The following is a 24,821-nucleotide window of genomic DNA, read 5'->3' on the forward strand; positions in this document are numbered from 1 at the left end:
GCTCAACCACCGAGGCCGGCAGCGCGGGCGCGTTCCTCGACGGCCCGGACGGCGGCGCGCAGGTCCTCGAGGTGCAGCTGCACCATGCCGGTGAGGGACACGATCCGGCGCCGCCAGGTCAGGTTGATGCAGCCGACCACCCGGCCGCCCAGCCGGATCGGCATCGCGATCGACTCCCGCCCGTCGTCGACCTCCGAGCGCGGGCGGTCGTGGTCGCCGCCGAAGTCGGGGGCCCGGACGGCGTACCCGCGCCGGCGGGTGGTGGCGACGAGCCGGCGCACGGCGGCGTCGTCGTGGGCCAGGCGGTACGCGCGGCCCTCGCGGTGCCGCAGCCGCGCCAGCACCGCCTCGAACTCCGGGTCGGGGCAGAACGACAGGTAGGCGCGGCCGGACGCCGAACCGAGCATGTTCACCCGGTAGCCGTGGGGCCGCGGCGGCAGCGCGTCGAAGTAGGTGCGGGAGCTGTTGGTCTCCAAGGTCTCCATGTGGTCCAGCCGCGGCACCGACAGCACCGACGGCCAGCGCACCCGCGAGGACAGCTCCTCCAGCACCGGCGAGCCGATCTCGACCAGCCAGGCCTCGTCGTCGGTCTCCGCCCGCCGCTGCAGCGTGTGGCTGGGCAGGAAGGCGCCGTCGACCATCCGCTGCCAGACCAGCCCGTGGTTGTGGGCGGTCTTGAGGATCCGGATCAGCGTGGGCTTGGAGATGCCGGTCGTCACGTGCAGGTCGTGGAGGCTCGCGGCCCGCACCTCCTGCAGGACCTGCAGCACATGGAGGCCGCGCGACAGGGAGTCGATCGACCTGACCCGGTAGTCTCGCGTGCCGCCCACCTCCCCGTTTTCGCAGCGCGAAAAGTCCCCACAAGAGTGTTGCCGATCACATCCCGGGCGCGCCAGGGTGTCCCGCCATGGGGACGACGGGGTTCCACCGCCCGGGTTCGGTGGTCCGCGAGGGCGACCTGCTCTGGACGCCCTCGCCCGAGCGGGTCGAGAGCACGCGGCTCACCGCGTTCACCCGCTTCGCCGCCGAGCGCACCGGGCGGGACTTTCCCGACTACGCCGCCCTGTGGCGCTGGTCGACCACGGAGCTGGAGGAGTTCTGGTCGGCGGTCTGGGACTTCTTCGGCGTGCAGGCGTCGCAGCCGCCGACCGCCGTCCTCGCCGAGCGGACGATGCCGGGCGCCCGGTGGTTCCCCGGGGCGCGGCTGAACTTTGCCGAGCACCTGCTGCGCCAGGAGCGGCCGGGCGAGCCGGCGCTGCTGGCGGTCAGCGAGACCGCGCCGGTGCGGGAGCTGCCGTGGGAGGAGTTCACCCGGCAGGTGCGGCGGGTCGCCACCCACCTGCGCGAGCGCGGGGTCCGGCCGGGGGACCGGGTCGTCGCCTACCTGCCGAACGTCCCCGAGGCGGTCGTGGCGATGGTGGCCAGTGCGAGCATCGGCGCGGTCTGGGCCGCCTGCTCACCCGATTTCGGCGCCCGCGGGACGCTCGACCGGCTGGGCCAGCTGGCGCCCACCGTCCTGTTCGCCGCCGACGGCTACCGCTACGGGGGCCGCGACTTCGACCGGCGCGCGGAGGTGGCCGAGATCGTCGCCGGGCTGCCCACCCTGCGCGAGGTCGTCCGCCTCCCCGTGCTCGGCCTCGAGGCGCCCGGCACCCCGTGGACGGAGGTTCTCGCCGGCCCCGACGACTCCGACTTCGCCTGCGAGCAGGTCCCCTTCGACCACCCGCTGTGGGTGCTGTTCTCCTCCGGGACCACCGGGCCGCCCAAGGCGATCGTGCACGGGCACGGCGGGATCCTGCTGGAGCAGCTCAAGGCGCAGGCCTTCCACATGGACCTGCGCCGCGGCGACCGCGCGTTCTTCTACACGACCACCGGCTGGATGATGTGGAACTTCTGCGTCAGCCTGCTGCTGTCCGGGGTGGCGCCGGTCCTCTACGACGGCAACCCCGCGCACCCGGACGCCGACGCACTCTGGCGGGCCGCGCAGGACAGCCGCGCCCGCCTCTTCGGCGCCAGCCCGAGCTACGTCGAGCTCATGCAGAAGGCGGGCGTCGTCCCGAGGGAGCGCTTCGACCTCTCGGCGCTGGAGGTCGTGATGCCGGCCGGTTCCCCGGTCTCCCCGGCGATCACCGCCTGGTTCTACGAGAACGTCGGGGACGACCTCTGGGTCGCCACCGGCAGCGGCGGCACCGACATCTGCACCGGCCTGGTCGGCGGCGTCCCGACGCTCCCGGTGCGGGCCGGCGTGATCCAGGGCCCCTCGCTTGGTGTGGCGGCCGAGGCCTGGGACGACGACGGGCAGCCGGTCGTGGGCCGGGTGGGGGAGCTGGTCGTCACCCGGCCGATGCCGTCGATGCCGCTGTTCCTCTGGGGCGACGACGACGGCGCCCGCTACCGGGCCAGCTACTTCGAGACCTTCCCGGGTGTGTGGCGGCACGGCGACTTCTTCGAGGTGGACGAGCGCGGCGGCTGCTACGTCCGCGGCCGCTCAGACGCCGTCCTCAACCGGCACGGGGTGCGGATCGGCACCGCGGAGATCTACCGCGTGGTCGAGGACGACCCCGCCGTCGTCACCTCGCTGGTCGTGAACCTCGACCTCCCCGACGGCGGTTTCTGCATGCCGCTGTTCGTGGTGCTCGCGCCGGGGCACGAACTGACCGCCGAGCTGGAGGAGCGGCTGCGGCGCAGCCTGCGCGAGGAGTACAGCCCCCGGCACGTGCCGGACCGGATCGTCGCTGTCCGCGCCGTCCCCGTGACCCGCAGCGGCAAGAAGATGGAGGTCCCGGTCCGCCGGCTCCTCCTCGGCGCCGACCCCGCGTCGGTCGCCGACCCCCACGCCATGGCCGACCCCGACGCCCTGGCCGAGTTCGTCGCCTACGCCCGCACCCATCGCGACCACACCCTCTAGAGGAGAGAGCCATGGCCGAGCGCTCGTTCCCGCTGCCGTCCCAGGTGCCCGACGTCCCGGGCGCCGAGGGGTGGGAGCAGATGTACCCGTACTTCTCGCGCTTCCAGCCGGAGGACGACCAGCGGTTCTGGTTCTACAACTCGATGCACTTCCCGGAGGTCGTGCCGGCGTTCGACGGCATCACCTCGGAGATCCCGTACACCGCGATCGGGGCCAACACGAGCCGGCTGTTCCCCCTGCCCACGTCGATGGGGATCGAGTACCGGATCGTCAACGGGCGGGTGTACATCACCGCCAACCCGGTGACCGACCCGGCGCAGGTCGAGGCGCGGCTACCCCACTTCCAGGAGCGGGCCGGCTTCTACTACGAGAACTGGCAGCGCCTCTACGACGGCTGGCAGCAGCGCATCGAGGCGCTGATCGCCGACATCGAGGCGGTCGAGGTGCCGCGGCTCGGTGACCTGGACGACGTGTCGGTGGTGAGGGAGTCGCGCGGGTTCGCGAGCAACCACCTGCTGCGGGAGAACTTCCACCGCTGCATCGACCTGTACTCGAAGATGTGGCACCACCACACCGAGTTCCTGATGCTCGGCTACGGCGCCTACGTCGTCTTCTTCGAGTTCTGCAAGCGGGCCTTCCCGGAGATGGGCGACCAGATGGTGGCCCGCATGGTCGCCGGCATGGACGTCACCATGTACCGGCCGGACGACGAGCTGAAGAAGCTCGCCGCGCTGGCGGTCGAGCTCGATCTCGCCGACCTGTTCGTCGAGGGCGCGGAGCCGCACAAGGTGCTCGCCGCCCTGGAGGAGCGCGGCAACGCCGGTGCCCGGTGGCGAACGGCGCTCGAGGAGGCCAAGGACCCGTGGTTCCACGTCTCGGTCGGTGACGGCTTCTACCACCACCACCTCTCCTGGGGCGACGACCTGACCGTGCCGTTCGCCGCGCTGCCGCGCTACGTGGAGCAGATCGCGGCCGGGGAGGACCTCACCCGGCCCACCGACCGGCTGGCCGAGGAGCGCGAGCGGATCGCCGACGAGCACCGGGCGCTGCTCGGCAGCGAAGACGAGAGGGCCGCCTTCGACCAGATGCTCGGCCTGTGCCGGCTGGTGTTCCCCTACATCGAGTCGCACAAGTTCTACTGCGAGCACTGGTTCACCACCCGGTTCTTCCAGAAGATCCGGGCCTTCGGTCAGCTGCTGGCCGACCGGGGGGTGCTGCGCGCGGCCGACGACGTGTTCCACCTGCGGCACGTCGAGGTCGAGGACGCGCTCGCCGACGTGCAGCTGGCGTGGGCGTCGGGCGGCACGGAGCTGGGCGCGCGGTACTGGCAGCCGCTCGTCGCCCGCCGCAAGGAGATCGTCGAGGCGCTCTCCGGGTGGTCGCCGCCGCCGGCCCTGGGGCCGGTCCCCGAGGCGCTCAACGACCCCGCCGTGAAGATGCTCTGGGGCGTCACCGACGAGACCATCCAGGCCTGGCTCGGCGGCGAGGACGACGACGAGGACACCGTCCGCGGGTACGCCGCCTCGCCCGGCGTGGTCGAGGGCGTGGCCCGGGTGCTGATGAACGTCACCGACATCGGTTCCATCCGCGAGGGCGAGATCCTCGTCTGCCCGGTGACCGCGCCCAGCTGGGGCCCGGTCTTCGGCAAGATCGCCGCGGCGGTCTCCGACATCGGCGGCACGATGTCGCACGCCGCGATCGTGGCCCGCGAGTACGGCATGCCGGCCGTCGTCGGCACCGGCACCGCCACGGCCAAGATCCGCACCGGTGACCGCGTCCGCGTCGACGGCGATCGCGGGCTCGTGACGGTGCTCCGGTGACCGTGGTGACGCAGACGCAGGCGGTCCTGCACTTCTCGCAGGTCGGCAGGGACGACGTCCCGCTCGTCGGCGGCAAGGGGGCCAGCCTCGGCGAGCTGACCCGCGCCGGGATCCGGGTGCCGACCGGGTTCGCCGTGACGACGACGGCGTTCCGTGCCTCGGTCGAGCACCTGGACCTGGGCAGCAGGGTCGCCGTCCTGGACCCCGGGGACGACCTGACCGCTCGGTGCGCCCAGCTGCGCGGCGTGGTCGAGTCGGCACCACTGCCGGCCGAGGTCGCCGAGGCGGTCCGCGGCGCCTACGCGGACCTGTGCACCGAGTGCGGCGACCCCGACCTGCCCGTCGCCGTCCGGTCGAGCGCCACCAGCGAGGACAGCGCGGAGGACAGCTTCGCCGGCCTGCAGGACACCTACCTGTGGGTGCGCGGCGGCGACGCCGTGGTCGAGCACGTCCGGCGCTGCTGGGCCAGCCTCTACAGCGTCGAGTCGGTGACCTACCGGCGCCGGCGCGGCATCCCGGAGGCCGACCTGGGCATGGCCGTCGTCGTCCAGCGGATGGTCGGCGCCCGCAGTTCCGGGGTGATGTTCACCCGGAGCCCGCTCACCGGTGACCGCTCGGTCGTCGCGATCGACGCCAGCTGGGGGCTGGGCTCGGCCGTGGTCAGCGGTGACGTCACCCCCGACTCCTTCGTCGTCAGCAAGGTGACCGGCGAGATCACCCGGCGGAACGTGGCCACCAAGACCCGCTGGCACCGCCCCGACCCCTCCGGGTACGGCGTCGTCGAGCTCGACGTCCCGGCCGAGCTGCGGGACCGCCCATCGGTCTCCGACGCCGAGATCGCCGAGCTCGCGGCGACCGCCCGGCGGGTCGAAGCGCACTACGGCTGCCCCCAGGACATCGAGTGGGCGGTCGCGGAGTCCGACGGATCGGTCCACCTGCTCCAGAGCCGGCCGGAGACGGTGTGGGCGGAGAAGGACGCCGCGGCTCCGAAGGTGGCCGCGCCCACCGCCCGCCCGTTCGACCACGTGTTCAACCTGCTCGGCCGCAGGAAGCCGGGGGCGTGACGTGCACCTGACGCCCGACGACGTCCGCGACGTCCTCCGCGTCCTGGACTCCAGCGGACTGGCCGAACTGCACCTGGAGACGGCGGACCTCGCCCTCACCCTGCGCCGCGAGGGCGCCTCCGGCTGGACGGCGGAGCAGCAGGTGCGGCGCGCCCCGGTGCTGGACCGGGCCGCCGACCCCGCGCCGGTCGCCGCCGCCGGTGCGGCCCCTGCCGAGCTGGAGGAGGGGCTCGTGGCCGTCCACCCGCCGCTCCTGGGCACCTTCTACCGGGCGCCGCAGCCGGGGTCGCCGCCGTTCGTCGACGCCGGCGACCCCGTCGAGGAGGACACCGTCGTCGGGATCGTCGAGACCATGAAGATGATGACTCCGGTGCACGCCGGCGTCCGCGGGACGGTCGTGGAGTTCCGCACCGGCGACGGCGAGTTCGCGGAGAAGGACGCCGTGCTGCTGGTGGTGGACCCGGCATGAGGCGGATCCACCGGCTGCTGATCGCGAACCGCGGCGAGATCGCCGCGCGGATCGTCCGCACCTGCACCCGGCTGGGCATCGAGTCGGTGCTGGCCGCCTCCGACGCCGACCTCGACGCCCTGCCGGCCCGGCTCGCGGACCGGGTCGTCCGGCTGGGACCGGCGCCGGCCGCGCAGTCCTACCTCGACCCGGCAGCGGTGGTGCGCGCGGCGGTGGCGGTCGGCGCGGACGCCGTGCACCCCGGCTACGGCTTCCTCTCGGAGAACCCGGCGCTGGCGCTGGCCTGCGAGGAGGCGGGCCTGCTCTTCGTCGGGCCGACGGTCGCGTCGCTGCACGCGGTCGGCGACAAGCTGACGGCGCGCGAGCACGCGCTGGCCGCCGGGCTGCCCGTCGTGCCGGGCGGGGAGGCCGCCGATCCGGCCGCGGCGCAGGCCGTCGCGGCCGAGGTCGGCTACCCGCTGCTGGTCAAGGCGGTCGGCGGGGGCGGCGGGCGGGGCATGAAGCTGGTGCGCTCGGCCGCGGAGCTGCCGCGCACTCTGGACCTGGCGGTGAGCGAGGCGGCCGCGGCGTTCGGCGACCCGCGCGTCTACCTGGAGCGCTTCGTGGAGTCCGGCCGGCACGTCGAGGTCCAGGTGCTCGGCGACGGCACCCGCGCCGTGGCGCTCGGTGACCGGGACTGCTCCGTGCAACGGCGCTACCAGAAGTTGTTCGAGGAGGCCCCGGCGCCGCTGATCCCCGAGCCGGTGCGCGCCGGGATGCGGGAGGCCGCGCTCGCCCTGGCCGCGCACCTCGGGTACCGCGGCCTCGGCACCGTCGAGCTGCTCTACGACCGGGAGCGGCAGACCTTCTACTTCCTGGAGATGAACGCCCGCATCCAGGTCGAGCACCCGGTCACCGAGTTGGTGACCGGCCTGGACCTGGTGGCCGAGCAGCTGGCCGTCGCCGAGGGGCTGCCCCTGCGGCTGCGCCAGGAGGACGTCGTCCTCACCGGGCACGCCGTCGAGTGCCGCATCAACGCAGAGGACCCAGCAGCCGGCTTCCGGCCGTCGCCGGGGCGGGTCGAGCGGGTGGTGCTGCCGGCCGGCGACGGCATCCGGGTCGACACCCACGTGCAGGGCGGCTCCGTCGTCCCGCCGTTCTACGACTCGCTGCTGGCCAAGCTGGTCGTGCACGGAACCGACCGCGCCGACGCGCTCGCCCGTACCCGGGCCGCGCTGGAGCTGCTCCGCATCGAGGGCGTGACCACGACGGTGCCGGTGCACCGCGCCCTGCTGGACGACGACGAGTTCCGGGCCGGCGGCGTCGACACCGGATTCTTCGAGCGGTTCCTCCAGGGGGTGGGCCGATGACGGCCGTCGGGCTCGTCGACGTCTCGATCCGCGACGGCAACCAGAGCCTGTGGGGCGCCACCGGCCTCCGGACCGAGCACGTCCTGCAGGTCGCGCCGCTGCTCGAGCGGGTCGGCTTCCGGGCGCTGGACTTCACCTCCAGCACCGCCATGGGCGTCTCGGTGCGCAACCACCGCCAGGACCCGTGGGAGCGGATCCGGCTGACCCGCGCGCTGATGCCGACGACGAGGCTGCAGCTGATCGGCACCGGCTTCCGGTTCATCTCCTGGGAGAACTCGCACCCGGAGACGATGCAGCTGGTCTACGACCGGCTGGCCGCCAACGGCATCGACCGGGTCGTGGTGCTCGACCCGATGCACGACATGGACGCCGCCCGCGAGACCGCCCGGCGGCTGAAGAAGGCCGGCATCGACGAGGTGGTCGGCGCGCTGACGTTCACGATCAGCGAGGTCCACGACGACGCCTTCTACGCAGACCTGGCCCGGCAGATGCGCGAGTGCCCCGACATCGACCGGGTCTACGTCAAGGACCCGGCCGGCATCCTCTCCGCCGACCGGGCGCGCACCCTGCTGCCGGCGATCGCCGGGCAGCTGGCCGGCACCCCGCTGGAGCTGCACTCGCACGCCACGATCGGGCTCTCCCCGTTGACCTACTCGATCGCCCCGGACCTCGGGGTCGAGGTGGTGCAGGTCGGCTGCGGGGCGCTGGGCAACGGCTCGTCGTTGCCGGAGGCGCGGCGGACGGTCGCCAACCTGCGCGAGATGGGGCACACGGTCGACGTCGACGACCGCGCGCTCGAGCTCGCCTGCCGGTTCTTCGACCGGCACGCGGCGGCCGAGGAGCTGCCGGTGGGCACGCCGCAGGACTTCGACGCGGCGTTCCTGCACCACCAGATCGCCGGCGGGGTGCTGACGACGACGCGGCGGCAGCTGCGGGAGATCGGCATGGAGGACCGGTTCGACGGCCTGGTCGAGGAGGTCGGCCGGGTCCGCGCCGAGCTCGGTCACCCGATCATGGTGACGCCGTTCCCGCAGATGGTGGTCTCCCAGGCGCTGTTCAACACGATCGGCGAGGAGCGGTACGCGACCGTGCCCGACCAGGTGATCCGCTACGCGCAGGGCACGTTCGGCCGGCCCACGGCGCCGATCGCACCGGACGTGCTGGACCGGATCCTCGACCGGCCGCGGGCGCGCGAGCTGGCCGCCGAGCCGCCGCCGCCCGACCCGGCCGAGCTGCGCCGGCGCTTCCCCGGTGTCCCGGACGAGGAGCTGCTCCTGCGGGCGCACATGCCGGGCGACCAGGTCGACGCGATGATCGCCGCCGGTCCGGCGCCGAAGCACGCCAACCCGTCGCTGGCGCCGGTGCTCGTGCTGCTGTCGGAGCTGGGCTCGCGGACCTCGGTGCACGACCTGGCGGTGTCCAAGCCGGGCTTCTCGCTGGCGGTGCGCCGTGGCTGAGTCGCTGGCGCAGGTGCGCGGGTTCGTCCTGGACATGGACGGCACGCTGGTGCTCGGCGACCGGGACAACCGAGGGCTGGCCCCGCTGCCCGGTGCGCGGGAGCTCCTCGCGGCGCTGCAGGAGCGCGGCCTGCCGTTCTGCGTGTTCACCAACGGTACGGTCAAGACCCCGGCGCAGTGCGCTGACGCGCTGCAGGCGACCGGACTGCCGGTGCCGACCGCCGGCGTCCTGACCCCGGCCTCGTCCGCGGTCGACGAGTTCCGGCGGCGGGGGCACCGCCGGGTGATGGTGCTCGGCGTCAAGGGGATCACCGAGGTCCTCGAGGCGGCCGGGATCGAGACGCTGCCGCCGCTGCGCGGCACGGTGTGCGACGCCGTCTTCGCCGGCTGGTACCGCAAGGAGCTCACGCTCGAGGCGCTGGAGGCGGCGGTCGAGGCGGTGGACGGCGGAGCGCCGTACTACAGCGCCTCGCAGTCGCCGTACTTCGCGACGGCGGAGGGGCGCACGCTGGGGTCGTCGCGGGCGATCAGCGCGGTGGTCCACGACCTGACCGGGGCGCCGGTGACCGTCGTCGGCAAGCCGTCGCTGCAGGCGCTGCGGACGGCGGGACGGCACCTGGGCCTGCCGGTCGGCGACCTCGCCGTCGTCGGCGACGACCCGGAGCTCGAGGTGCCCATGGCGCACGCGGGAGGGGCCTTCGCCGTCGCCGTCCACACCGGCATCGGGCACGCGGGGTCGTTCGCGGACCTGCCAAGGGAGCTGCGTCCGCACCTCGACCTGCCCGACGTCGGCGCCCTCGCGGAGCTGCTGCGGGCGTGATCTCGGGCCGCCGTTGGCGCGCAGGTGGCCGGCGGTCGTCGCGGCGAACCCCTCGGCCACCGCCAGCTGCTCGCGCAGCGCTCCTACCCGGACGGCCGCCGCCTCGTGGAACGGACGAGCAGCAGAGCGCCGGCCAGGAACGTCGACAGCCGGGTGCGGGCCCTCGACCTCACGTTGATCATGGTCTGACCGATCATGGCGCACCCGCTCATGGCGCCGAAGAACCCGGTGACCATGTTGGCGATGCCCTGCCCCAACGACTCGCGCGTCTTGTCCGAGTGGGTGTCCGTGAGGTCGTCGACCAGCTGGGCGGTCATCAGCGACTCCTGGAACACGTCGCCGAGCACGACCGCGGCCAAGAGGCACTGCAGCTCGTGGTCGCGGGCCGAGGGCGCCACGACGAGCGCGACGGCCCAGGAAGCGGCGCTGATCATCGCCGGGCGGCCGCCGGTGAACGCGATGACCACGGCCATCGTGAACGAGGCGAACAGCCCGACCCGCGGGTCGACGCCGGCCAGGATCGAGAAGCCGACCGCTTCGGGGATCAGGGCGAGGGCATGCCACCGTTCTCGGGGCTCGGGGCTCGGGGCTCGGGGCAGCAGGGTGCGGAACGGTGGCGTTGGGGTTCCCGGGTCCCCTCCAGCATCTCGGACCCGACCCTCACGTGAGGAAGGGTCGTGGGATGTCCCGCACGCCCCGGGCGGCAGTAGTCTCCCGCGATGCTGCGTGCGCGAGGACTCCTCGTGGCGGCCGCGACCGCCACGCTCACCCTGCTCGGGACGGCGCCGGCGGTCGCCCACGGCGCGGACGATGAGACGACGGAGCAGCTGCAGACCGCCCTCGAGGCACTCGTCGCCGCGCCGGGCGGGCCGCCGGGCGCGGTGGTGACGCTCGGCTCCGACGGGGACCTCGCGGTGGTCACGGCCGGGGTGGCCGACCTGGAGACCGGCGAGCCGCCGCGGGTCGACGACGCCATGCGGGTGGCCAGCGTGGCCAAGGCGTTCAACGGCGCGACCGCGCTGAGCCTGGTGGCGAGGGGGGTCCTGTCCCTCGACGACACGGTGGGGGACCTGCTGCGCCGCCAGCCGGCCGAGTGGCAGGACGTCACCCTGCGGCAGCTGCTCGGGCACACCAGCGGCATCCCCGACTTCAGCGGAAGCGAGCGCTTCGTCGAGGCGCTGCTGGCCTCGCTCGACGACCCGCCGCAGCCCCGCAGGCTGCTGACCTACCTCGACGACCCCGACCTCGAGTTCGAGCCGGGCACCGAGTACCGGTACTCGAACAGCGACAACATCCTGGCCGCGCTGATGATCGAGGCGGTCACCCGCGACGACTACGCCGACGTGCTCCAGCGGCGGGTGCTGGACCGGGCCGGGCTGGACGACACCTCGCTGCCCGTCGGCGTCGAGCTGCCGGAGCCGTACCTGCACGGGTACGACGTCTCCGCCTCCCCGCCCGAGGACGTCAGCACGCTCGTGGCGGCCGGCTGGAGCTGGGCGTCGGGCGGTGTGGTGTCCACGCCGGCCGACCTGGCGCGCTTCATCGGCGCCGACGTCCGGGGGCGGTTGACCGACGAGGCCGCCCGCGCGGAGCAGTTCGCGTTCCGGCCCGGGTCGTCGGAGCCGCCGGGGCCGGGTGAGAACTCCGCCGGCCTGGCGCTGTTCCGGTACGAGACGCGCTGCGGCACGGTCTTCGGGCACACGGGCAACACCCTGGGCTACACCCAGTTCGCGGCCGCGACGGAGGACGGACGGCGGACGGTGACGGTCTCGGTCACCGCGCAGATCACCCCGTCGACGGCGCCCGAGCGGTTCGCGGAGCTGCGGGCGGTCTTCGAGCTCGCCACCTGCGCGGCCCTCGGCCGGGACTGAGGAATCCCTCGTCCTCCCGCGGGTACGGATCGGTTCCGATCCGCCTCCGGGAGGTGCTCATGACCGCCGCGCGTGAACCGCAGGAGATGGCGCAGGTCGCCACCGAGCTAGGAGCGAAGAAGACCCACCGCTCGTGGGACCGGGTGCTGGTCAGCGCCTTCCTGGCCGGGGCGTACATCGCCTTCGGCGGGCTGGTCGCGATCGCCGTCTCCTCGGGCTTGGACGCCGACCAGTGGGGCACCCTGCCGACGCTGTTCACCGGCGCCGCGTTCACCCTCGGGCTGGTGCTGGTGCTCATCGCCGGCTCCGACCTCGCGACCGGCAACATGATGCTGGTCCCGCTCAGCGCGATGCGCGGGAAGATCTCCGGCTCCGACGTCGCCCGCAACCTCACCCTGGTGCTGCTGGGCAACCTGATCGGCGCGCTGTTCGTCGCCTACTTCCTCGCCGTCCAGTCCGAGGTGATCGGGTCGGCCGGCAGCTCGGGCAACGCGCTGCTCACCTACGAGCGGCTGGAGGGGATCGCGCTCGGCAAGACGACCGAGCACACCGCGTGGGAGACCTTCCTGCGGGCAGTGGGCTGCAACTGGCTGGTCTGCCTCGCGGTCTGGATGTCGCTGGCGGCGACGACCGTCTCGGGCAAGATCCTGGCGATCTTCTTCCCGATCACGGCGTTCGTCGCGATGGGCTTCGACCACGTCGTGGCCAACATGTTCTTCCTTCCCGCGGCGATGTTCGCCGGCGTCCCGGAGCTCGGCTGGGGCGACGTGGCGGTCAACTGGCTGCTCGCCGCCGTCGGCAACCTGGTCGGCGCGGTCGTCTTCGTGGCGACGTCGTACTGGTATCTGTTCCTGCGCGACCGGCCCGAGAAGGCGCCCGCCGATGCCGAGCCCGCCGAGCGCGGGTGACGGCTCACAAGGCCGCGGCGACGTCCTCGAGGTAGCCGTCGACGACCGCCGGGGCGTCGGGGTCGCCGTCGTCGGACTCGAGGACGACGAGCAGCACCAGGCCGTCCCGGTGCACGTAGCGGGTCGCGGTCACCGGGGTGCCGTCGCGCTCCAGGCCGATCGCGACGCCCGTCCAGCCGGCGTGCTCGAGGTCGGCGGCCGTGCCGGTGAACTCGGCGCCGGCGTCGATGTCGCCGTCCCCGTCGGTGTCGTGGTCGGCGAGCAGGGAGAACTCGCAGCCGTCCGCGGCGGCGGCCGCGTCGTCGATCGTCCGGGTGGCCACGGCCGGGGCGACCTGCCAGGCCCACACGCGGATGGTGGAGCCGTCGCCGCGGTGGCCGGCGGTGGCGGTGGGCTCACCGAGGTCCGGGTCGACGGCGGGGCCGTCGGAGCCGCCGTCGGTCCGGCAGATCTCCTCCGGCGGAGCGCCGCCCGACGCCCTCTCGAACCCGTCCACGCCGGTGCGCAGCGCCGCCTCCAGCGCGACGCCGGCCGGCGTGCCCGTGCCGGTCACGAACGACGTGCAGCCGGCCAGCGAGGCGGCGGCGACCAGGAGGGCGGCGGCCCGCCGGACGGCGGTCACAGCGCCCCGGCCGCGGTCTCGAGGAAGGCCTCGGCGACGGCGGTGACGTCGCGGCCGCGGTCGTAGTCCGAGACCTGGACGAGCAGGACGACGTCGTCCATGGCCACGTAGCGGACCTCCTCGACGGCGGTGCCGTTCTGCTCCGTGCCGACCTCCAGGCCGCTCCAGCCGAACCCCTCGTAGGAGGAGGCGGAGGCGACGACGGAGGCGCCGTGGTCGATGTCCCCGTCGCCGTCCTCGTCGTAGTCGGCGAAGTAGTCGTACTCGCAGTCGTCCGCCTGCCCGACGGCGTCGTCGACGAAGTCCCGGGCCCGCTCGGGCGAGCTGACCCGCCAGGCCCAGGCGCCGAGCCCGGCCTCGCCGTCCTGGTGCCGCGCGCTGGCGATCGGGTCGCCGAGGGCGGGGTCGACCTCGGGCACGTCGTCGGTGCCGCCGCTGTCGCGGCAGACCTCGGCCGGCGGGAAGCCCGGCTCGGCCGGCTCGAAGCCCTCCACCGGGGCGGTTAGCGCGCCCTCCAGGCCCGCCTCGGCCGGCGAGCCCATCCCCGTCACGAACGAGGTGCAGCCGGTCAGCGCGGTGGTGGCGAGCAGGAGGGCGGAGATCCGACGAAGGGGCACGAGGCCGGGAGGGTACGGGCGGACGACGGCCCGCGCAGCACTCCGCCGCGCGGTCAGGCGCGGCCGGTGCGCAGGGCCCGCGCGACGTCGGGGCGGCCGTTGCCCTCGGCGACCGCGGCGGCGGCGTCCCAGTCGTAGGCGACGGCGCGGAAGTCCGCCGTCCAGGTGCCGCCGGCGTCGTCCACGACCGCGTACCGGGCGTGCGGCGACCCGGCCTCCATGACGTGCGGGTGCGGGTGGTCGTCGGCGTAGGCCGGCCAGCCGACGCTGCCCGGGTTGGCGACGAGCGCGCCGGCCGGCAGCCGCAGCTGCCGCTGCAGGTGGGTGTGCCCGCAGAGCAGCAGCGGCGTGCCGGCGTGCGGGCCGAGCCGGTCGGCCACCTCCTCGGGGATCGCCGGGCGGGCGCCGCCGGGGTCGACGGTCTCGAGCAGGTAGGTCAGGTCGTCGGTGGGGGAGCCGTGGAAGGCGAGCACGCCGGGCGCCGGCGCGAGGGTGAGCGGCAGCCCGGCCAGCCACGCGCGGTGGCGGTCGGTGAGCTCGTCGTGGGCCAGCCGGTTGGAGGCGCCCATGCGTTCCCGCGGGAACGTCAGCAGCTGCCGCTCGTGGGCGCCGCGGACGGTGGGCAGGTCGAGCTCCAGCAGCCGGTCGGCGGTGGCACCGGGCCGCACCGCGCCGGAGAGCACGTCGCCCAGGTTCACGACGACGTCGACGTCCCGGGTCGCCACGTCGGCCAGGACGGCGTCGAGCGCGCCGAGGTTGCCGTGGACGTCGGAGATCGCCGCGATGCGCACCGCGCGAGGCTACGGGCGGGTGCCGTCGGCCTGGATCAGCAGCCGCCCGTCCGGGGCGTGGACGGTGTAGTGGATCGTCTGCGCGCGGATCCGGCCGTCCTCCACGAGGTAGGAGTCGGCGCCGTCGCAGACGCGGTACGGCCCGGCGTCGACGGTCCACTCCAGCAGCGCCATCCGGCCGGCCACCTGCGTCGACCCGTAGGTCCACCGGCCGCTCGGGATCTCCTCGTACAGCTGCCGGGCCAGCTCGCGGACGCCGTCGTGGCCGGAGAAGACGCCGCGCGCGATCAGGACGACCACGTCCTCGGCCACGTTGCGGGCGAGGTCCTCCTCCAGCGCGCCCTCGGCGGCGAGCCGCAGGTGGTCGTCGAGCACCTCGCGGGTGGTCCGCGTGCGCAGATCGGTCATGACCGCCTCCCGGGTGAGCCCCGGGGACAGCTCAGACCGGTCTGATGGACAGCGTCAAGGCCCGGCGGCCCTCGTCGGTGCGGGCGGTGCGCAGCCGCTCCTCGGTCGGGGTGCCGTACTCGGTGGTGCGCTGGCGGGCGGGGCGGCCGATGGCGGCGGCGATCGCCTCGAGTTCGGCGATGGTCTTCAGCGAGCCGTTCTCGCTGCCGGCCATCCGGCTGATCGTCTCCTCCATGAGCGTGCCGCCGAGGTCGTTGGCGCCGCCGGTCAGCACCGCGCGGGTGCCGGCCTCGCCGAGCTTGACCCAGGAGGTCTGGATGTTGCCGATCCGCCCGTGCAGCAGCAGCCGGGCCACGGCGTGCACCGCCCGGTTCTCCCGCACCGTCGGCCCCGGGCGGGCCACGCCGGCCAGGTAGATGGGCGCGTTGTGGTGCACGAACGGCAGCAGCACGAACTCGGTGAAGCCGCCGGTGGCGTCCTGCTGGCGGGCCAGCGTGCGCAGGTGCCCGACCCAGTGCGCCGGGGTGTCGACGTGGCCGTACATCATCGTCGACGTCGTCGGGATGCCCACCCGGTGCGCGGTGCCGATGATCTCCAGCCAGGTCGCCGTGGGCAGCTTGCCCTTGGTCAGCACCCAGCGGACGTCGTCGTCGAGGATCTCCGCCGCCGTCCCCGGGACCGACCCGAGCCCGGCCTCCTTGAGCCCGGTGAGGAAGTCGGCGAACGACAGCCCGGTGCGGGCGGCGCCGTTGACGATCTCCATGGGGGAGAACGCGTGCAGGTGGATGTCGGGCTGCCGGGCCTTCACCTCGCGGGCGAGGTCGAAGTAGGCGGTGCCGGGCAGGTCGGGGTGGATGCCGCCCTGCATGCAGATCTCGGTGGCGCCGGCCGCCCACGCCTGGTCGACCCGGTCGCCGACCTGCTGCATGGACAGGGTGTAGGCGTCGGCGTCGGTGCGCCGCTGGGCGAACGCGCAGAACCGGCAGCCGGTGTAGCAGACGTTGGTGAAGTTGATGTTCCGGTTGACCACGTAGGTGACGTCGTCGCCGTTGACCTCGGCCCGCAGCCCGTCGGCGAGCGCGGCCAGCGCGGCCAGATCGTCGCCGTCGGCGCCCAGCAGCGCCAGGTACTCGGCGTCGGACAGCCCGGCCGGGTCGCGCTCGGCGCGCCGCAGCGCCGCCCGCACCTCGGGGTCGCCCACGGCCAGCGCGGTCGAGTGCCCGTCACGGGCGCTCTCGGTGCGCGAGCGCAGGTCGGCCCAGTCGCCGTAGACGGCGTCGAAGTCGCTGCGCCGGTCGCCGGTGCGCCCGACGGTGTCGATCTCCACGTGCAGGTCGGTGCGGCCCGACCCCGTTCCCAGCACGGTCCACGCCTCGTCCGGCTCCTGCCACGGCAGCCCGGCCGGGATCCGCTCCTCGACGGCGAGCCCGTCGGGGCCGGCCAGCGCGGACACGTGCGGGCGCACCCGCGGGTCCAGCCACGGCTCGGGGGCCAGCACGTACGGCGGCTGGGCGGCCAGCCGCTCGCGCAGCGCGTAGCCCGCCTCGGCGGTGAGCGCGGCCAGCTTGTCGATGTTCGGCCACGGCCGCTCGGGGTTGACGTGGTCCGGGGTCAGCGGCGAGACGCCGCCCCAGTCGTCGACGCCGGCACGGACCAGCAGCCCGAGCTCGGTGGAATCGCTCAGGTTCGGCGGCGCCTGCACCCGCGCCCTGGGGCCGAGCACCAGCCGCGCGACGGCGACCGAGGCGACGTACTCCTGCAGCTCCAGGTCACCCGAGCCGGCCATCGCGGTGCGCGGCTTGGCACGGAAGTTCTGGACGATGACCTCCTGCACGTGCCCGTGCCGGGAGTGCGCGGCCCGGATCCGCCGCAGCGCGTCGACCCGCTCGGCGTAGTTCTCGCCGATGCCCAGCAGCACGCCGGTGGTGAACGGAACGGCGGAGCGCCCGGCGTCCTCCAGCACCCGCAGCCGCACCGCGGGCTCCTTGTCCGGCGAGCCGAAGTGCGGGCCGCCGGGCTCGGCCCACAGCCGGGTCGCCGTCGTCTCGAGCATCATGCCCATCGACGCCGCCACCGGCTTGAGCCGCTGGATCTCCTCCCACGACAGCACGCCGGGGTTGAGGTGCGGCAGCAGCCCGGTCTCCTCCAGCACCCGGATCGCCATCGCCCGCAGGTAGCCCAGCGTGGAGTCGAAGCCGTGCGCCTCCAGCCACTCGCGCGCCACCGGCCAGCGGTCCTCCGGGCGGTCGCCGAGGGTGAACAGCGCCTCCTTGCACCCCAGCGCCGCGCCCGCGCGGGCGATGTCGAGCACCTCGTCGGGGGAAAGGTAGGGCGCCTTGCCGGCCGTGCGCAGCTGCCCGGGCGTGGTGACGAACGTGCAGTAGTGGCAGCGGTCGCGGCACAGGTGGGTGAGCGGGATGAACACCTTCTTGCTGTAGGTGACGATCCCGGACCGCCCGGCCGAGGCCAGGCCGGCGTCGCGCACCCGCGACGCAGCGGTGAGCAATCGGTCCAGCGGCTCGCCCTCGCCCAGCCCGCGGGCGTGCAGCAGGGTCTCCGCCTCGGTGGCGTCGAGCGCGACGCCGCGCTCGGCGCGGGTCAGCGCACGGCGCAGGGCGGAATCCGTCGGGGTCAGCGGCGCGTCCATCGGGCCTGACGCTAGCCGCACATGCCAACGGGACCTACGGTCCGGCCCGTCTCAGACGTCCCGGCGGGTGTACGACAGCGCCGCCAGGCCGCCGATGAGCAGCACCCACACCAGCACCCAGGCCAGGTAGGCACCGCTCAGCGGCGCGGTGCCGAAGAACGGCGACGTCCCCCCGGCGGGCCCGACCGCGGCCAGCAGCGAGGAGTCCTGGAAGGAGTACATCGCGCCCTGCCAGAGCCCGTCGGTGGGCAGCAGCACCCGCGAGACGGTCCCGACCCGGGCGACGCCCTCGTTGCCGATCACGTCGCCGACGCTGCCGACGACGCCGGCGATCCACGTCGCGCCGAACAGCCCGACGGCGACGATGCCCGACGCCATCGGGGAGATGAGGGTGGCCAGCAGCAGGGTGAGGGTGAGCAGCACCGCCGTCTGCGCCGCCAGGAACAGCAGCCCGACGACCGGGTTCGGCGGCCAGTAGCCGATCGTCGCCCGGACGACGAGGAACTCGGCCACACCGGCGACGGCGACGAACGCGCTGCCGAACGCCACCAGCCCCAGCCACTTGCCGGCCAGGACGGCGGAGCGCCGCACCGGCCGCGCGAGGATCGCCAGCGCCATGCCCGACTCCACCTCGCCGGACAGGCTCGGCCCGGCCAGGAAGGCGGTGCCCAGCGCGCCGATGAGGCTGAGCCCGAACATGACGAGGTTGAGCACCTGGGCCGCGATCAGCCCCGACTCGCCGCTGGTCAGCATGCCGAGCTCGTCGGCGAGCCGGGAGAAGCCCCACGCGGACAGGCCCAGCAGGGCGGCGGTGAGCACCGCGAGGGCGCGCAGCACCTTGCGGCGCGACGCCTCGCGCAGCGTCAGCCCGGCGACGGTGAGGACGACGCTCACTGCTCGGCTCCGGGCTCGTTCCGCTCCTCGCTCGTTCCTCGCTGCGATGCTCGCTCGCCCGTCGTCCTCGCGGGGCTCACCGGTCCTCCTCCTCGTGCCGCAGGATCCCCAGCAGCCGTTCCTCCAGGCTGATCCGCCCCGGCTCGACGGCGTGCACCCGCGCGCCGAGGCCGACCAGGTCGGCGATGAGCTCGGGCACGGTCGACCCGTCGTCCTCGCCGGACAGGGCCACGGTGAACTCGTCGCCGCTGCGGGTGACCGCCCCGGTCGCGGCCAGCCGCTCCTGCGCGGCCGCGCTCACGCCGGTCAGGCGCAGCCGCAGCTCGCGCTGGCCGAGCAGCTCGGCCAGCGTGCCCGAGGCGGCGACGCGGCCGCCGTCGAGGATGACGACGCGGTCGCAGACCCGCTCCACCTCGCCGATCAGGTGCGAGTTGAGCAGCACCGCCACCCCGCGCTCCTCGAGCGAGAGCACGATGTCGCGGACGTCGGCCCGCCCGAGCGGGTCGAGCGCGCTGGTCGGCTCGTCGAGGACGACGAGCTCCGGGCGGGCGACCAGCGCCACGGCCAGGCCGAGCCGCTGCTGCATGCCCTTGGAGAACCCGCCGACGCGGTCGCCGGCCCGGGCGGCCAGCCCCACCAGGTCCAGGGCAGCCCGCTGCTCCTCCCGGGGGATGCGCGCACCGGCGAGGCGGACGTGCAGCTCCAGCACCTCGGTCGGGCTCAGCCACGGCTGGTACCGGAAGAGCTCGGGCAGGTAGCCCACCTTCTCCCGGGCCCTCGGGTCGCGCCCGGGCCGGCCGAGGAGCAGCACCTCGCCGTCGTCGGGGCGCACCAGCCCGAGCAGCATCTTGATGACGCTGGTCTTGCCGGCGCCGTTGGGCCCGAGCAGGCCGACGACCTCGCCGCGGCCGACGGCGAAGGAGACGCCGTCGACCGCGGTCCGCCGTCCGTACCGCTTGCGCAGCCCCGAGCACCAGACCGCCGGGGACGGCGGCAGCTCGGCCAGCAGCTGCTCGGCGGAACGGACGGCGGTGGTGTCCACGGTCAGCGCAGGCCCTCGGCGACCCCGAGGACCTCGTCGCGGTCCAGCGAGCCGCCTACGGCGGTGACGACGCCGTCCTCGACCCACACCACGGCGGTGAGGGTGCCGTCCCGCGTGGCCAGGACCGTGGCGGGCTGCCCGTCGACCTCGGCGGCGCTCGCCGTCGCGAACTCGGCCGGCACCGGCAGCGGCAGCGTCGTGCCGTCGCCGGTGAACGAGCGCAGCTGCGCGGCGATGTCCTCGGGCAGGCCGGGCAGCGAGAGCAGGTAGTCGCGCGCGGTCTCGAACGGGACGCCGGAGGAGAAGGCGGTCGGCGCGGTCACCCGGGCGACGACCAGCCCAGGGGCGCCGGAGCCGCTGTTCCAGACCGCGGCCACGCCGGGGCCGGCGACCATGCGGAACGTGCTGCCGTCGAGGCCCGCCGGCGGGGGCGGCAGCGTCTCGCCGGCCGCGGCGGCGGCCTGCGCGGCGCGGTCGGCGGAGAAGGTGAACTCCGCGACGGCCTGGCCGCCGGCGGCGTACTCCGGCTCGCCGGTGACCCCGTCGGGCAGGTCGGCGACCTCGGGCACCTCGAGCCCGGTCGCCTCCTCGGCGGCCGCGGCGTCGGCGACGGTCTGCACGTCGGGCTCGGACACCAGCCGGAGGTCGCCGTACGCGGACAGGTCGGGCAGCCCGACCAGGTCACCGGCGCTGAACTCGACCGGCGCCACCTCCTCGGTGCGGAAGATCTGCAGCCAGTCGGCGGCGGCCGCGGCACCGGCGCCGCCGAGGATCACGGCGGCGCCGAAGGCGGCCACGACCGGGCTGCGCAGCAGCGACCGGCGGCGCCGCTCGGGCGCCGGCGCCGTCCGGGTCGCCGGGGCGGCGGCGGTGGCGGTGAACCGCCGCCAGGCGGCGTCGACGTCGACGGACGTCGAGGCCGTGAGCGCGCCGGCCGCGATCTCGGCGTCCTCGCGGGCGGCGGCGAGGCCGCGCAGGCACTCGGGGCAGCCGGCGACGTGCGCGCGGTCGGCGTCGGCGACGCCGGCCGGCTCGTCGACGAGCCGGCGCAGGGTGCCGTCGGAGGGGTGGCGGTCAGTTCTGAGACGCATGGCTGTTCAGCTCCTCGCGCAGGGCGGACTCGGCGCGGCGGACGGTGGTGCCGACGCTGCCGGGGGAGAGGTCGAGGGCGGCCGCCACGTCGGCGTAGCTCAGGCCGCTGTGGCGCAGGACGAGGGCGACGGCCTGCGTGCGGGGCAGGCGGGCCAGCGCGGCGCGGACGCGGCCGTGCTCGTCGCGGGCGACGACGGTGTCGGCGACGTCCGGTGCCGGGGTGTCGCGGGGTGCGGCGGCCTCCTCGCGGGCCGCGCGGCGGCGGCCCGAGCGGAGGTGGTTGAGCGCGGTGTGCGCCGCGGCCACGGAGAGCCAGCCGGAGGCCTCGGCCGCGGGCACGGAGGTGCGGCCGAAGGAGAGGAACACCTCCTGGGCGACGTCCTCGGCCGCGTGCCGGTCGCCGAGGACGCGGGCGGCCACGGCGACCACCCGCGGGTAGTCGGTGCGGAAGACCTGCTCGAGATCGGCCCGCACGGTCCCGCGCGCAGCCGTCACGGGCCTGCTCCTGATGGCTGGGGTGCGCACCCCGGCGACGACGTCCACACCCCTACAGCACCGCCGCGGCCCGGAATGTGACACCCATCCTTCAGCGGCCCGCGAGATTCCCGCGGTCGTCCACGTAGCGGCCGCGCAGCCGCAGCAGCGGGCGGCCGGCGGGGTTGAGCACCGGCACCCCCACGACCTCCAGCAGCGCGAGCACGTGGTCGCCGGCCTCGACGACGCGGTCGAGGCGGCAGTCGAGGGCGGCCAGGCCGTCCCGCAGCACGATGGCGCCGCTCGCCCCGGCGCGGGTCCACGGGACCGTCTCCAGCAGGTGGCGGGCGCTCGGACGGCCGGCGGAGGAGAAGCGGCTGGCCACGATCGCGTGCTCGGCGGCCAGCACGGTGAGGGCGCAGCGGCCGACGTCGGCGAGCACCTCGGCGGGGTAGCCGTCGGCGGCCAGGCCCACCGCGACCAGCGGGGGCGCGGCGGACGCGCTCATCACCGCGCTGACCGTCGTCCCGACGTCGTCCATGTCGTCCTGGACGGTCAGCAGGCACACGCCGGTGGCGTGGTGGCGCAGGGCGGCGGCGAACTCCTCGGCGTCGACCGGCCCCGCACTGGAAGTCATGGCGGTCAGTCGACCACACGGCCAGGATGGGCCGGGTGAGCAGCGCAGAGCAGAACACCTATGACGTCATCGTCCTCGGCGGCGGGTCGACCGGGGAGAACGTCGCGGACATGGCCGTCAAGGGCGGGTTGTCCGCCGTGATCGTCGAGGCGGAGCTGGTCGGGGGCGACTGCTCCTACTGGGCCTGCATCCCGAGCAAGGCGCTGCTGCGCGGGCCGGAGGTGCTGGGCGAGGCGCGCGCCGTCCGCGGCGCCAAGGAGGCGGTCACCGGCGAGCTGGACGTCGAGGAGACCCTCGCCCGCCGCAGCTGGTTCACCGGGGACGGCGACGACTCCGGCCAGGTCAAGTGGGTGGAGGGCGCCGGGATCGGGCTGGTGCGCGGCACGGGGCGGCTGGACGGCGAGAAGACCGTCGTCGTGACCGGCGCGGACGGGACCGAGACGCGGCTGACCGCCCGGCACGCGGTGGCGCTGTGCACCGGCTCGGACGCCGCCGTCCCGCCGATCGACGGGCTGCGGGAGATCGAGCCGTGGACGCCGCGGGAGGCGACCAGCGCCAAGGAGGTGCCCGGGCGGCTGCTCGTCGTCGGCGGCGGCGTGGTCGGCTGCGAGATGGCCACCGCCTACCGGGCGCTCGGCGCGGAGGTGACCGTCGTCGAGCTGGGGGAGCGGCTGATGCCGGCGCTGGAGCCGGAGGCCGGCGAGGCGGTGGCCGCGTCGCTGCGGGACAAGGGCGTCGAGGTGCGGCTGGGCGTCGGGGTGAGCCGGGCCCGCCGGGAGGGCGGCGAGGTGGTGCTCACCGTCGGCGACGAGGAGGTCCGCGGCGACGAGGTGCTGGTGGCGGTGGGCCGCCGGCCGAAGACGGTCGGCATCGGCGTGGAGACCGTCGGGCTCGAGGCCGGCAGGTACGTGGACGTCGACGAGTCGCTGCAGGTGCTGGGGGTGCCATGGCTGTACGCCGTCGGCGACGTCAACGGCCGGCGGCTGCTGACGCACATGGGCAAGTACCAGGCGCGCCAGGCCGGCCGGGCGATCGTCGCGCGGGCCCGCGGCGAGGTGGTGTCGCTCGAGCGCTTCTCGCCGTTCGTGGCGACGGCCGACGAGGTCGCGACGCCGTCGGTGGTGTTCACCGACCCGCAGGTGGCCAGCGTCGGCCGGACGGTCGCGGAGGCGGAGGAGGCCGGCCTGCCGTTCCGCCGGGTGGAGTACGAGATCGGGTGGACGGCGGGGGCGTCGCTGTTCGCCGACGGCTACCAGGGCAAGGCCATTGCCGTCGTCGACACCGAGCGCGAGGTGCTGCTCGGCGTGACGCTGATCGGCCCGGCGGTGGGCGAGATGATCCACGCCGGCACGGTCGCCGTCGTCGGGGAGGTGCCGCTGTCGCGGCTGTGGCACGCCGTGCCGTCGTTCCCGACCATGAGCGAGATCTGGCTGCGGCTGCTCGAGACCTACCGCGGCTGATCCGTGGGGTTCGGGGGCCGCATCGGGGTGGTGCTCCACCCGCGGCGCGACTGCGCGGCCGCGATCGGCCAGGTGGCCGCGTGGACCTCGACGCACGGCGTGGAGCTGCTCGCCTCGATCGATGACGTCGCACGGCTGGGGCTGGCCGGGGTCACGCCGGTGTCGCCGGAGGAGCTGGCGACGACGACCGACGGCCTCATCGCGCTGGGCGGCGACGGCACGCTGCTCGGGGCGATGCGGCTGGTGGCCGAGCGGCCGGTGCCGGTTCTCGGGGTCAACTTCGGGCGGCTGGGCTTCCTCGCGGAGGTGGAGGGGACCGAGCTCGCCGCGGCGCTGGAGGCGCTGACCGAGGGACGGGCGACCACCGAGAGCCGCGCCTGCCTGGTGGTGCGCAGCGGCGGGCGGGAGCACCTGGCGTTCAACGACGCCGTCCTGGCGCGGGTGCCGGGGGCGGGGCTGGTGCAGGCGACGCTGTCGGTGGGCGGGCAGCCGTATGGGCAGTACCGCTGCGACGCGCTGATCCTGGCGACGCCGATGGGGTCGACCGCGTACAACTACGCCGCCGGTGGGCCGGTGGTCAGCCCGGGCGCGGCCGGGGTGCTGGTGACGCCGTCGGCGCCGCTCAACGGGATCTCGCGGAGCCTGCTGCTCGGGCCGTCGGACGACCTCGTGCTGGAGCTGACCGACGGGTCGCCGGCGGTGGAGCTGGACGGGGTGCTCATGGAGCGGCTGGAGCCCGGGGCGGTGGTGGACGTGTCGCTGCGCCCGGACGCCGGGCAGCTGGTGCGCATCCAGGGCTCGCGGGCGGCGGCGCGCAGCCGGGTGAAGCTGTCGCTGCTGGACCTGCCGCTGCTGCCGCAGGAGATGGCGGCGCTGCTGCCGCCGGAGCTGCGCGACCGGCTGACCGATGCCGACGACACGGCCTCCGCGGGGACCTAGCCGCCCAGCAGGTGGAGGGCGAAGGCGGCGACCGAGGGGGCGTCGCTGAAGCGGCCGTCGCGGATGCGGGCGCGCAGCTCGTCCTCGGGCACGAACGAGCAGGTCATGTCGGCCTCGGTGGCCTCGCGGGCAGTGGGGCCGGGGGTGAGGTCGGTGGCGAGCCAGACGTCGAACTCCTGGGTGGAGAGGCCGGGCGCGAGGTCGAGGTGCCCGAGGTGGCGCAGGCTGCCGGCGCGCAAGCCGGTCTCCTCGGCGAGCTCGGCGCGGGCCAGGTCCTCGGCACTGCCGGTCGTCCCGGCCGGCCAGGTGCCCTGCGGGAACCCCGGCACGCGCCGGCCCACGGGGTGGCGGAACTCCTCGACCAGCCAGAACCCGCCGTTCTCGTACGGCAGCACGAGCGTGAAGTGCGGCTTCTCGACGACGCCGTAGATGCCGGCCGACCCGTCCGGGTACTCGACGGCGTCCTCGCGCACCCGGAACCACGGGTTGGCGTAGACCTCCCGGCTGCTCGTCGTCCGCACGGCGGGCAGCC

Annotated in this window: 24 protein-coding genes; 11 read left to right on the top strand and 13 right to left on the bottom strand. The window is 74.7% G+C overall.

The features are described 5' to 3' along the window. Positions 1-2: 2 nt before the first annotated feature. On the bottom strand, positions 3-830 hold the full coding sequence (locus ACI8AF_RS11450) for a helix-turn-helix domain-containing protein (RefSeq protein ID WP_456539828.1): 828 nt from the start codon (positions 828-830) through the stop codon (positions 3-5). A 77-nt stretch (positions 831-907) separates the two neighbouring features. On the opposite strand from ACI8AF_RS11450, the gene ACI8AF_RS11455 reads away from it, so the two are divergent. The 7 genes from ACI8AF_RS11455 to ACI8AF_RS11485 are packed head-to-tail and all read left to right on the top strand — an operon-like array spanning position 908 to position 9,887. After that, complete coding sequence (locus ACI8AF_RS11455) at positions 908-2,908, top strand: acetoacetate--CoA ligase (protein WP_456539829.1); 2,001 nt, start codon at positions 908-910, stop codon at positions 2,906-2,908. 11 nt (positions 2,909-2,919) lie between these two features. Next, positions 2,920-4,728: a PEP-utilizing enzyme gene (locus ACI8AF_RS11460; RefSeq protein WP_456539830.1), complete on the top strand. Its 1,809-nt coding sequence runs from the start codon at positions 2,920-2,922 to the stop codon at positions 4,726-4,728. After that, the gene (locus ACI8AF_RS11465) at positions 4,725-5,792 is read left to right on the top strand and encodes a PEP/pyruvate-binding domain-containing protein (protein WP_456539831.1); all 1,068 of its coding nucleotides are present in this window, start codon (positions 4,725-4,727) and stop codon (positions 5,790-5,792) included. Before ACI8AF_RS11460 ends, ACI8AF_RS11465 begins: the two co-directional genes overlap by 4 nt. Position 5,793: 1 nt before the next feature. Further along, positions 5,794-6,261, top strand: coding sequence for an acetyl-CoA carboxylase biotin carboxyl carrier protein (locus tag ACI8AF_RS11470; RefSeq protein WP_456539832.1), 468 nt, complete (start codon positions 5,794-5,796; stop codon positions 6,259-6,261). Continuing rightward, complete coding sequence (locus ACI8AF_RS11475) at positions 6,258-7,610, top strand: acetyl-CoA carboxylase biotin carboxylase subunit (RefSeq protein WP_456539833.1); 1,353 nt, start codon at positions 6,258-6,260, stop codon at positions 7,608-7,610. The genes ACI8AF_RS11470 and ACI8AF_RS11475 overlap by 4 nt, the downstream gene beginning before the upstream one ends. Next, positions 7,607-9,067, top strand: a complete 1,461-nt coding sequence (locus ACI8AF_RS11480) for a biotin carboxyl carrier protein (RefSeq protein WP_456539834.1) — start codon at positions 7,607-7,609, stop codon at positions 9,065-9,067. The genes ACI8AF_RS11475 and ACI8AF_RS11480 overlap by 4 nt, the downstream gene beginning before the upstream one ends. Then, on the top strand, positions 9,060-9,887 hold the full coding sequence (locus tag ACI8AF_RS11485) for an HAD-IIA family hydrolase (RefSeq protein WP_456539835.1): 828 nt from the start codon (positions 9,060-9,062) through the stop codon (positions 9,885-9,887). Before ACI8AF_RS11480 ends, ACI8AF_RS11485 begins: the two co-directional genes overlap by 8 nt. A gap of 83 nt (positions 9,888-9,970) precedes the next feature. Here ACI8AF_RS11485 and ACI8AF_RS11490 read toward each other — a convergent pair whose 3' ends face one another. Then, a complete protein-coding gene (locus tag ACI8AF_RS11490; protein WP_456539836.1) occupies positions 9,971-10,360 on the bottom strand; it encodes a SulP family inorganic anion transporter in 390 nt (129 codons plus the stop codon). Between the two features lie 270 nt (positions 10,361-10,630). Between ACI8AF_RS11490 and ACI8AF_RS11495 the strand changes: the two genes are divergently transcribed. Further along, positions 10,631-11,758 (top strand): serine hydrolase domain-containing protein, encoded by a 1,128-nt coding sequence (locus ACI8AF_RS11495; protein ID WP_456539837.1) that lies wholly within the window; start codon positions 10,631-10,633, stop codon positions 11,756-11,758. Between the two features lie 59 nt (positions 11,759-11,817). Further along, on the top strand, positions 11,818-12,666 hold the full coding sequence (locus ACI8AF_RS11500; RefSeq protein WP_456539838.1) for a formate/nitrite transporter family protein: 849 nt from the start codon (positions 11,818-11,820) through the stop codon (positions 12,664-12,666). A 4-nt stretch (positions 12,667-12,670) separates the two neighbouring features. Here ACI8AF_RS11500 and ACI8AF_RS11505 read toward each other — a convergent pair whose 3' ends face one another. The 10 genes from ACI8AF_RS11505 to ACI8AF_RS11550 all read right to left on the bottom strand — a co-directional run bounded on the left by ACI8AF_RS11505 (position 12,671) and on the right by ACI8AF_RS11550 (position 21,890). Continuing rightward, on the bottom strand, positions 12,671-13,288 hold the full coding sequence (locus tag ACI8AF_RS11505) for a hypothetical protein (RefSeq protein WP_456539839.1): 618 nt from the start codon (positions 13,286-13,288) through the stop codon (positions 12,671-12,673). Further along, positions 13,285-13,905 (bottom strand): hypothetical protein, encoded by a 621-nt coding sequence (locus ACI8AF_RS11510; RefSeq protein ID WP_456539840.1) that lies wholly within the window; start codon positions 13,903-13,905, stop codon positions 13,285-13,287. Before ACI8AF_RS11510 ends, ACI8AF_RS11505 begins: the two co-directional genes overlap by 4 nt. A gap of 53 nt (positions 13,906-13,958) precedes the next feature. Continuing rightward, entirely contained in the window at positions 13,959-14,696 is a 738-nt protein-coding gene (locus ACI8AF_RS11515) for a metallophosphoesterase family protein (protein ID WP_456539841.1), read from the bottom strand. Positions 14,697-14,705: 9 nt separating this feature from the next. Beyond that, positions 14,706-15,104, bottom strand: coding sequence for a nuclear transport factor 2 family protein (locus tag ACI8AF_RS11520; RefSeq protein ID WP_456539842.1), 399 nt, complete (start codon positions 15,102-15,104; stop codon positions 14,706-14,708). A 31-nt stretch (positions 15,105-15,135) separates the two neighbouring features. After that, positions 15,136-17,751: a bifunctional FO biosynthesis protein CofGH gene (locus ACI8AF_RS11525; protein ID WP_456539843.1), complete on the bottom strand. Its 2,616-nt coding sequence runs from the start codon at positions 17,749-17,751 to the stop codon at positions 15,136-15,138. 51 nt (positions 17,752-17,802) lie between these two features. Further along, positions 17,803-18,645: an ABC transporter permease subunit gene (locus ACI8AF_RS11530; RefSeq protein ID WP_456539844.1), complete on the bottom strand. Its 843-nt coding sequence runs from the start codon at positions 18,643-18,645 to the stop codon at positions 17,803-17,805. Between the two features lie 76 nt (positions 18,646-18,721). After that, a complete protein-coding gene (locus tag ACI8AF_RS11535) occupies positions 18,722-19,687 on the bottom strand; it encodes an ABC transporter ATP-binding protein (protein ID WP_456539845.1) in 966 nt (321 codons plus the stop codon). A 2-nt stretch (positions 19,688-19,689) separates the two neighbouring features. Continuing rightward, a complete protein-coding gene (locus ACI8AF_RS11540) occupies positions 19,690-20,778 on the bottom strand; it encodes a hypothetical protein (RefSeq protein ID WP_456539846.1) in 1,089 nt (362 codons plus the stop codon). Beyond that, positions 20,762-21,274: a sigma-70 family RNA polymerase sigma factor gene (locus ACI8AF_RS11545; protein ID WP_456539847.1), complete on the bottom strand. Its 513-nt coding sequence runs from the start codon at positions 21,272-21,274 to the stop codon at positions 20,762-20,764. Before ACI8AF_RS11545 ends, ACI8AF_RS11540 begins: the two co-directional genes overlap by 17 nt. A 91-nt stretch (positions 21,275-21,365) precedes the next feature. After that, a complete protein-coding gene (locus ACI8AF_RS11550) occupies positions 21,366-21,890 on the bottom strand; it encodes a flavin reductase family protein (protein ID WP_456539848.1) in 525 nt (174 codons plus the stop codon). 26 nt (positions 21,891-21,916) lie between these two features. On the opposite strand from ACI8AF_RS11550, the gene ACI8AF_RS11555 reads away from it, so the two are divergent. Further along, positions 21,917-23,350 (top strand): dihydrolipoyl dehydrogenase family protein, encoded by a 1,434-nt coding sequence (locus ACI8AF_RS11555; protein ID WP_456539849.1) that lies wholly within the window; start codon positions 21,917-21,919, stop codon positions 23,348-23,350. A gap of 3 nt (positions 23,351-23,353) precedes the next feature. Then, on the top strand, positions 23,354-24,289 hold the full coding sequence (locus tag ACI8AF_RS11560; RefSeq protein WP_456539850.1) for an NAD(+)/NADH kinase: 936 nt from the start codon (positions 23,354-23,356) through the stop codon (positions 24,287-24,289). Here the strand turns inward: ACI8AF_RS11560 and ACI8AF_RS11565 are convergent. Further along, positions 24,286-24,810: an NUDIX domain-containing protein gene (locus ACI8AF_RS11565; protein WP_456539851.1), complete on the bottom strand. Its 525-nt coding sequence runs from the start codon at positions 24,808-24,810 to the stop codon at positions 24,286-24,288. The genes ACI8AF_RS11560 and ACI8AF_RS11565 overlap by 4 nt on opposite strands. Between the last annotated feature and the right edge of the window lie 11 nt (positions 24,811-24,821).

It is taken from the genome of Blastococcus sp. SYSU D00669 (assembly GCF_054050715.1).

What these genes read in the sequence shown, in the direction of transcription:
- ACI8AF_RS11455 (WP_456539829.1), top strand. Translation starts at nt 908, where the DNA reads ATGGGGACGACGGGGTTCCACCGCCCGGGTTCGGTGGTCCGCGAGGGC.
- ACI8AF_RS11460 (WP_456539830.1), top strand. Translation starts at nt 2,920, where the DNA reads ATGGCCGAGCGCTCGTTCCCGCTGCCGTCCCAGGTGCCCGACGTCCCG.
- ACI8AF_RS11475 (WP_456539833.1), top strand. Translation starts at nt 6,258, where the DNA reads ATGAGGCGGATCCACCGGCTGCTGATCGCGAACCGCGGCGAGATCGCC.
- ACI8AF_RS11480 (WP_456539834.1), top strand. Translation starts at nt 7,607, where the DNA reads ATGACGGCCGTCGGGCTCGTCGACGTCTCGATCCGCGACGGCAACCAG.
- ACI8AF_RS11490 (WP_456539836.1), bottom strand. Translation starts at nt 10,360, where the DNA reads ATGGCCGTGGTCATCGCGTTCACCGGCGGCCGCCCGGCGATGATCAGC.
- ACI8AF_RS11500 (WP_456539838.1), top strand. Translation starts at nt 11,818, where the DNA reads ATGACCGCCGCGCGTGAACCGCAGGAGATGGCGCAGGTCGCCACCGAG.
- ACI8AF_RS11520 (WP_456539842.1), bottom strand. Translation starts at nt 15,104, where the DNA reads ATGACCGATCTGCGCACGCGGACCACCCGCGAGGTGCTCGACGACCAC.
- ACI8AF_RS11525 (WP_456539843.1), bottom strand. Translation starts at nt 17,751, where the DNA reads ATGGACGCGCCGCTGACCCCGACGGATTCCGCCCTGCGCCGTGCGCTG.
- ACI8AF_RS11540 (WP_456539846.1), bottom strand. Translation starts at nt 20,778, where the DNA reads ATGCGTCTCAGAACTGACCGCCACCCCTCCGACGGCACCCTGCGCCGG.
- ACI8AF_RS11550 (WP_456539848.1), bottom strand. Translation starts at nt 21,890, where the DNA reads ATGACTTCCAGTGCGGGGCCGGTCGACGCCGAGGAGTTCGCCGCCGCC.
- ACI8AF_RS11555 (WP_456539849.1), top strand. Translation starts at nt 21,917, where the DNA reads ATGGGCCGGGTGAGCAGCGCAGAGCAGAACACCTATGACGTCATCGTC.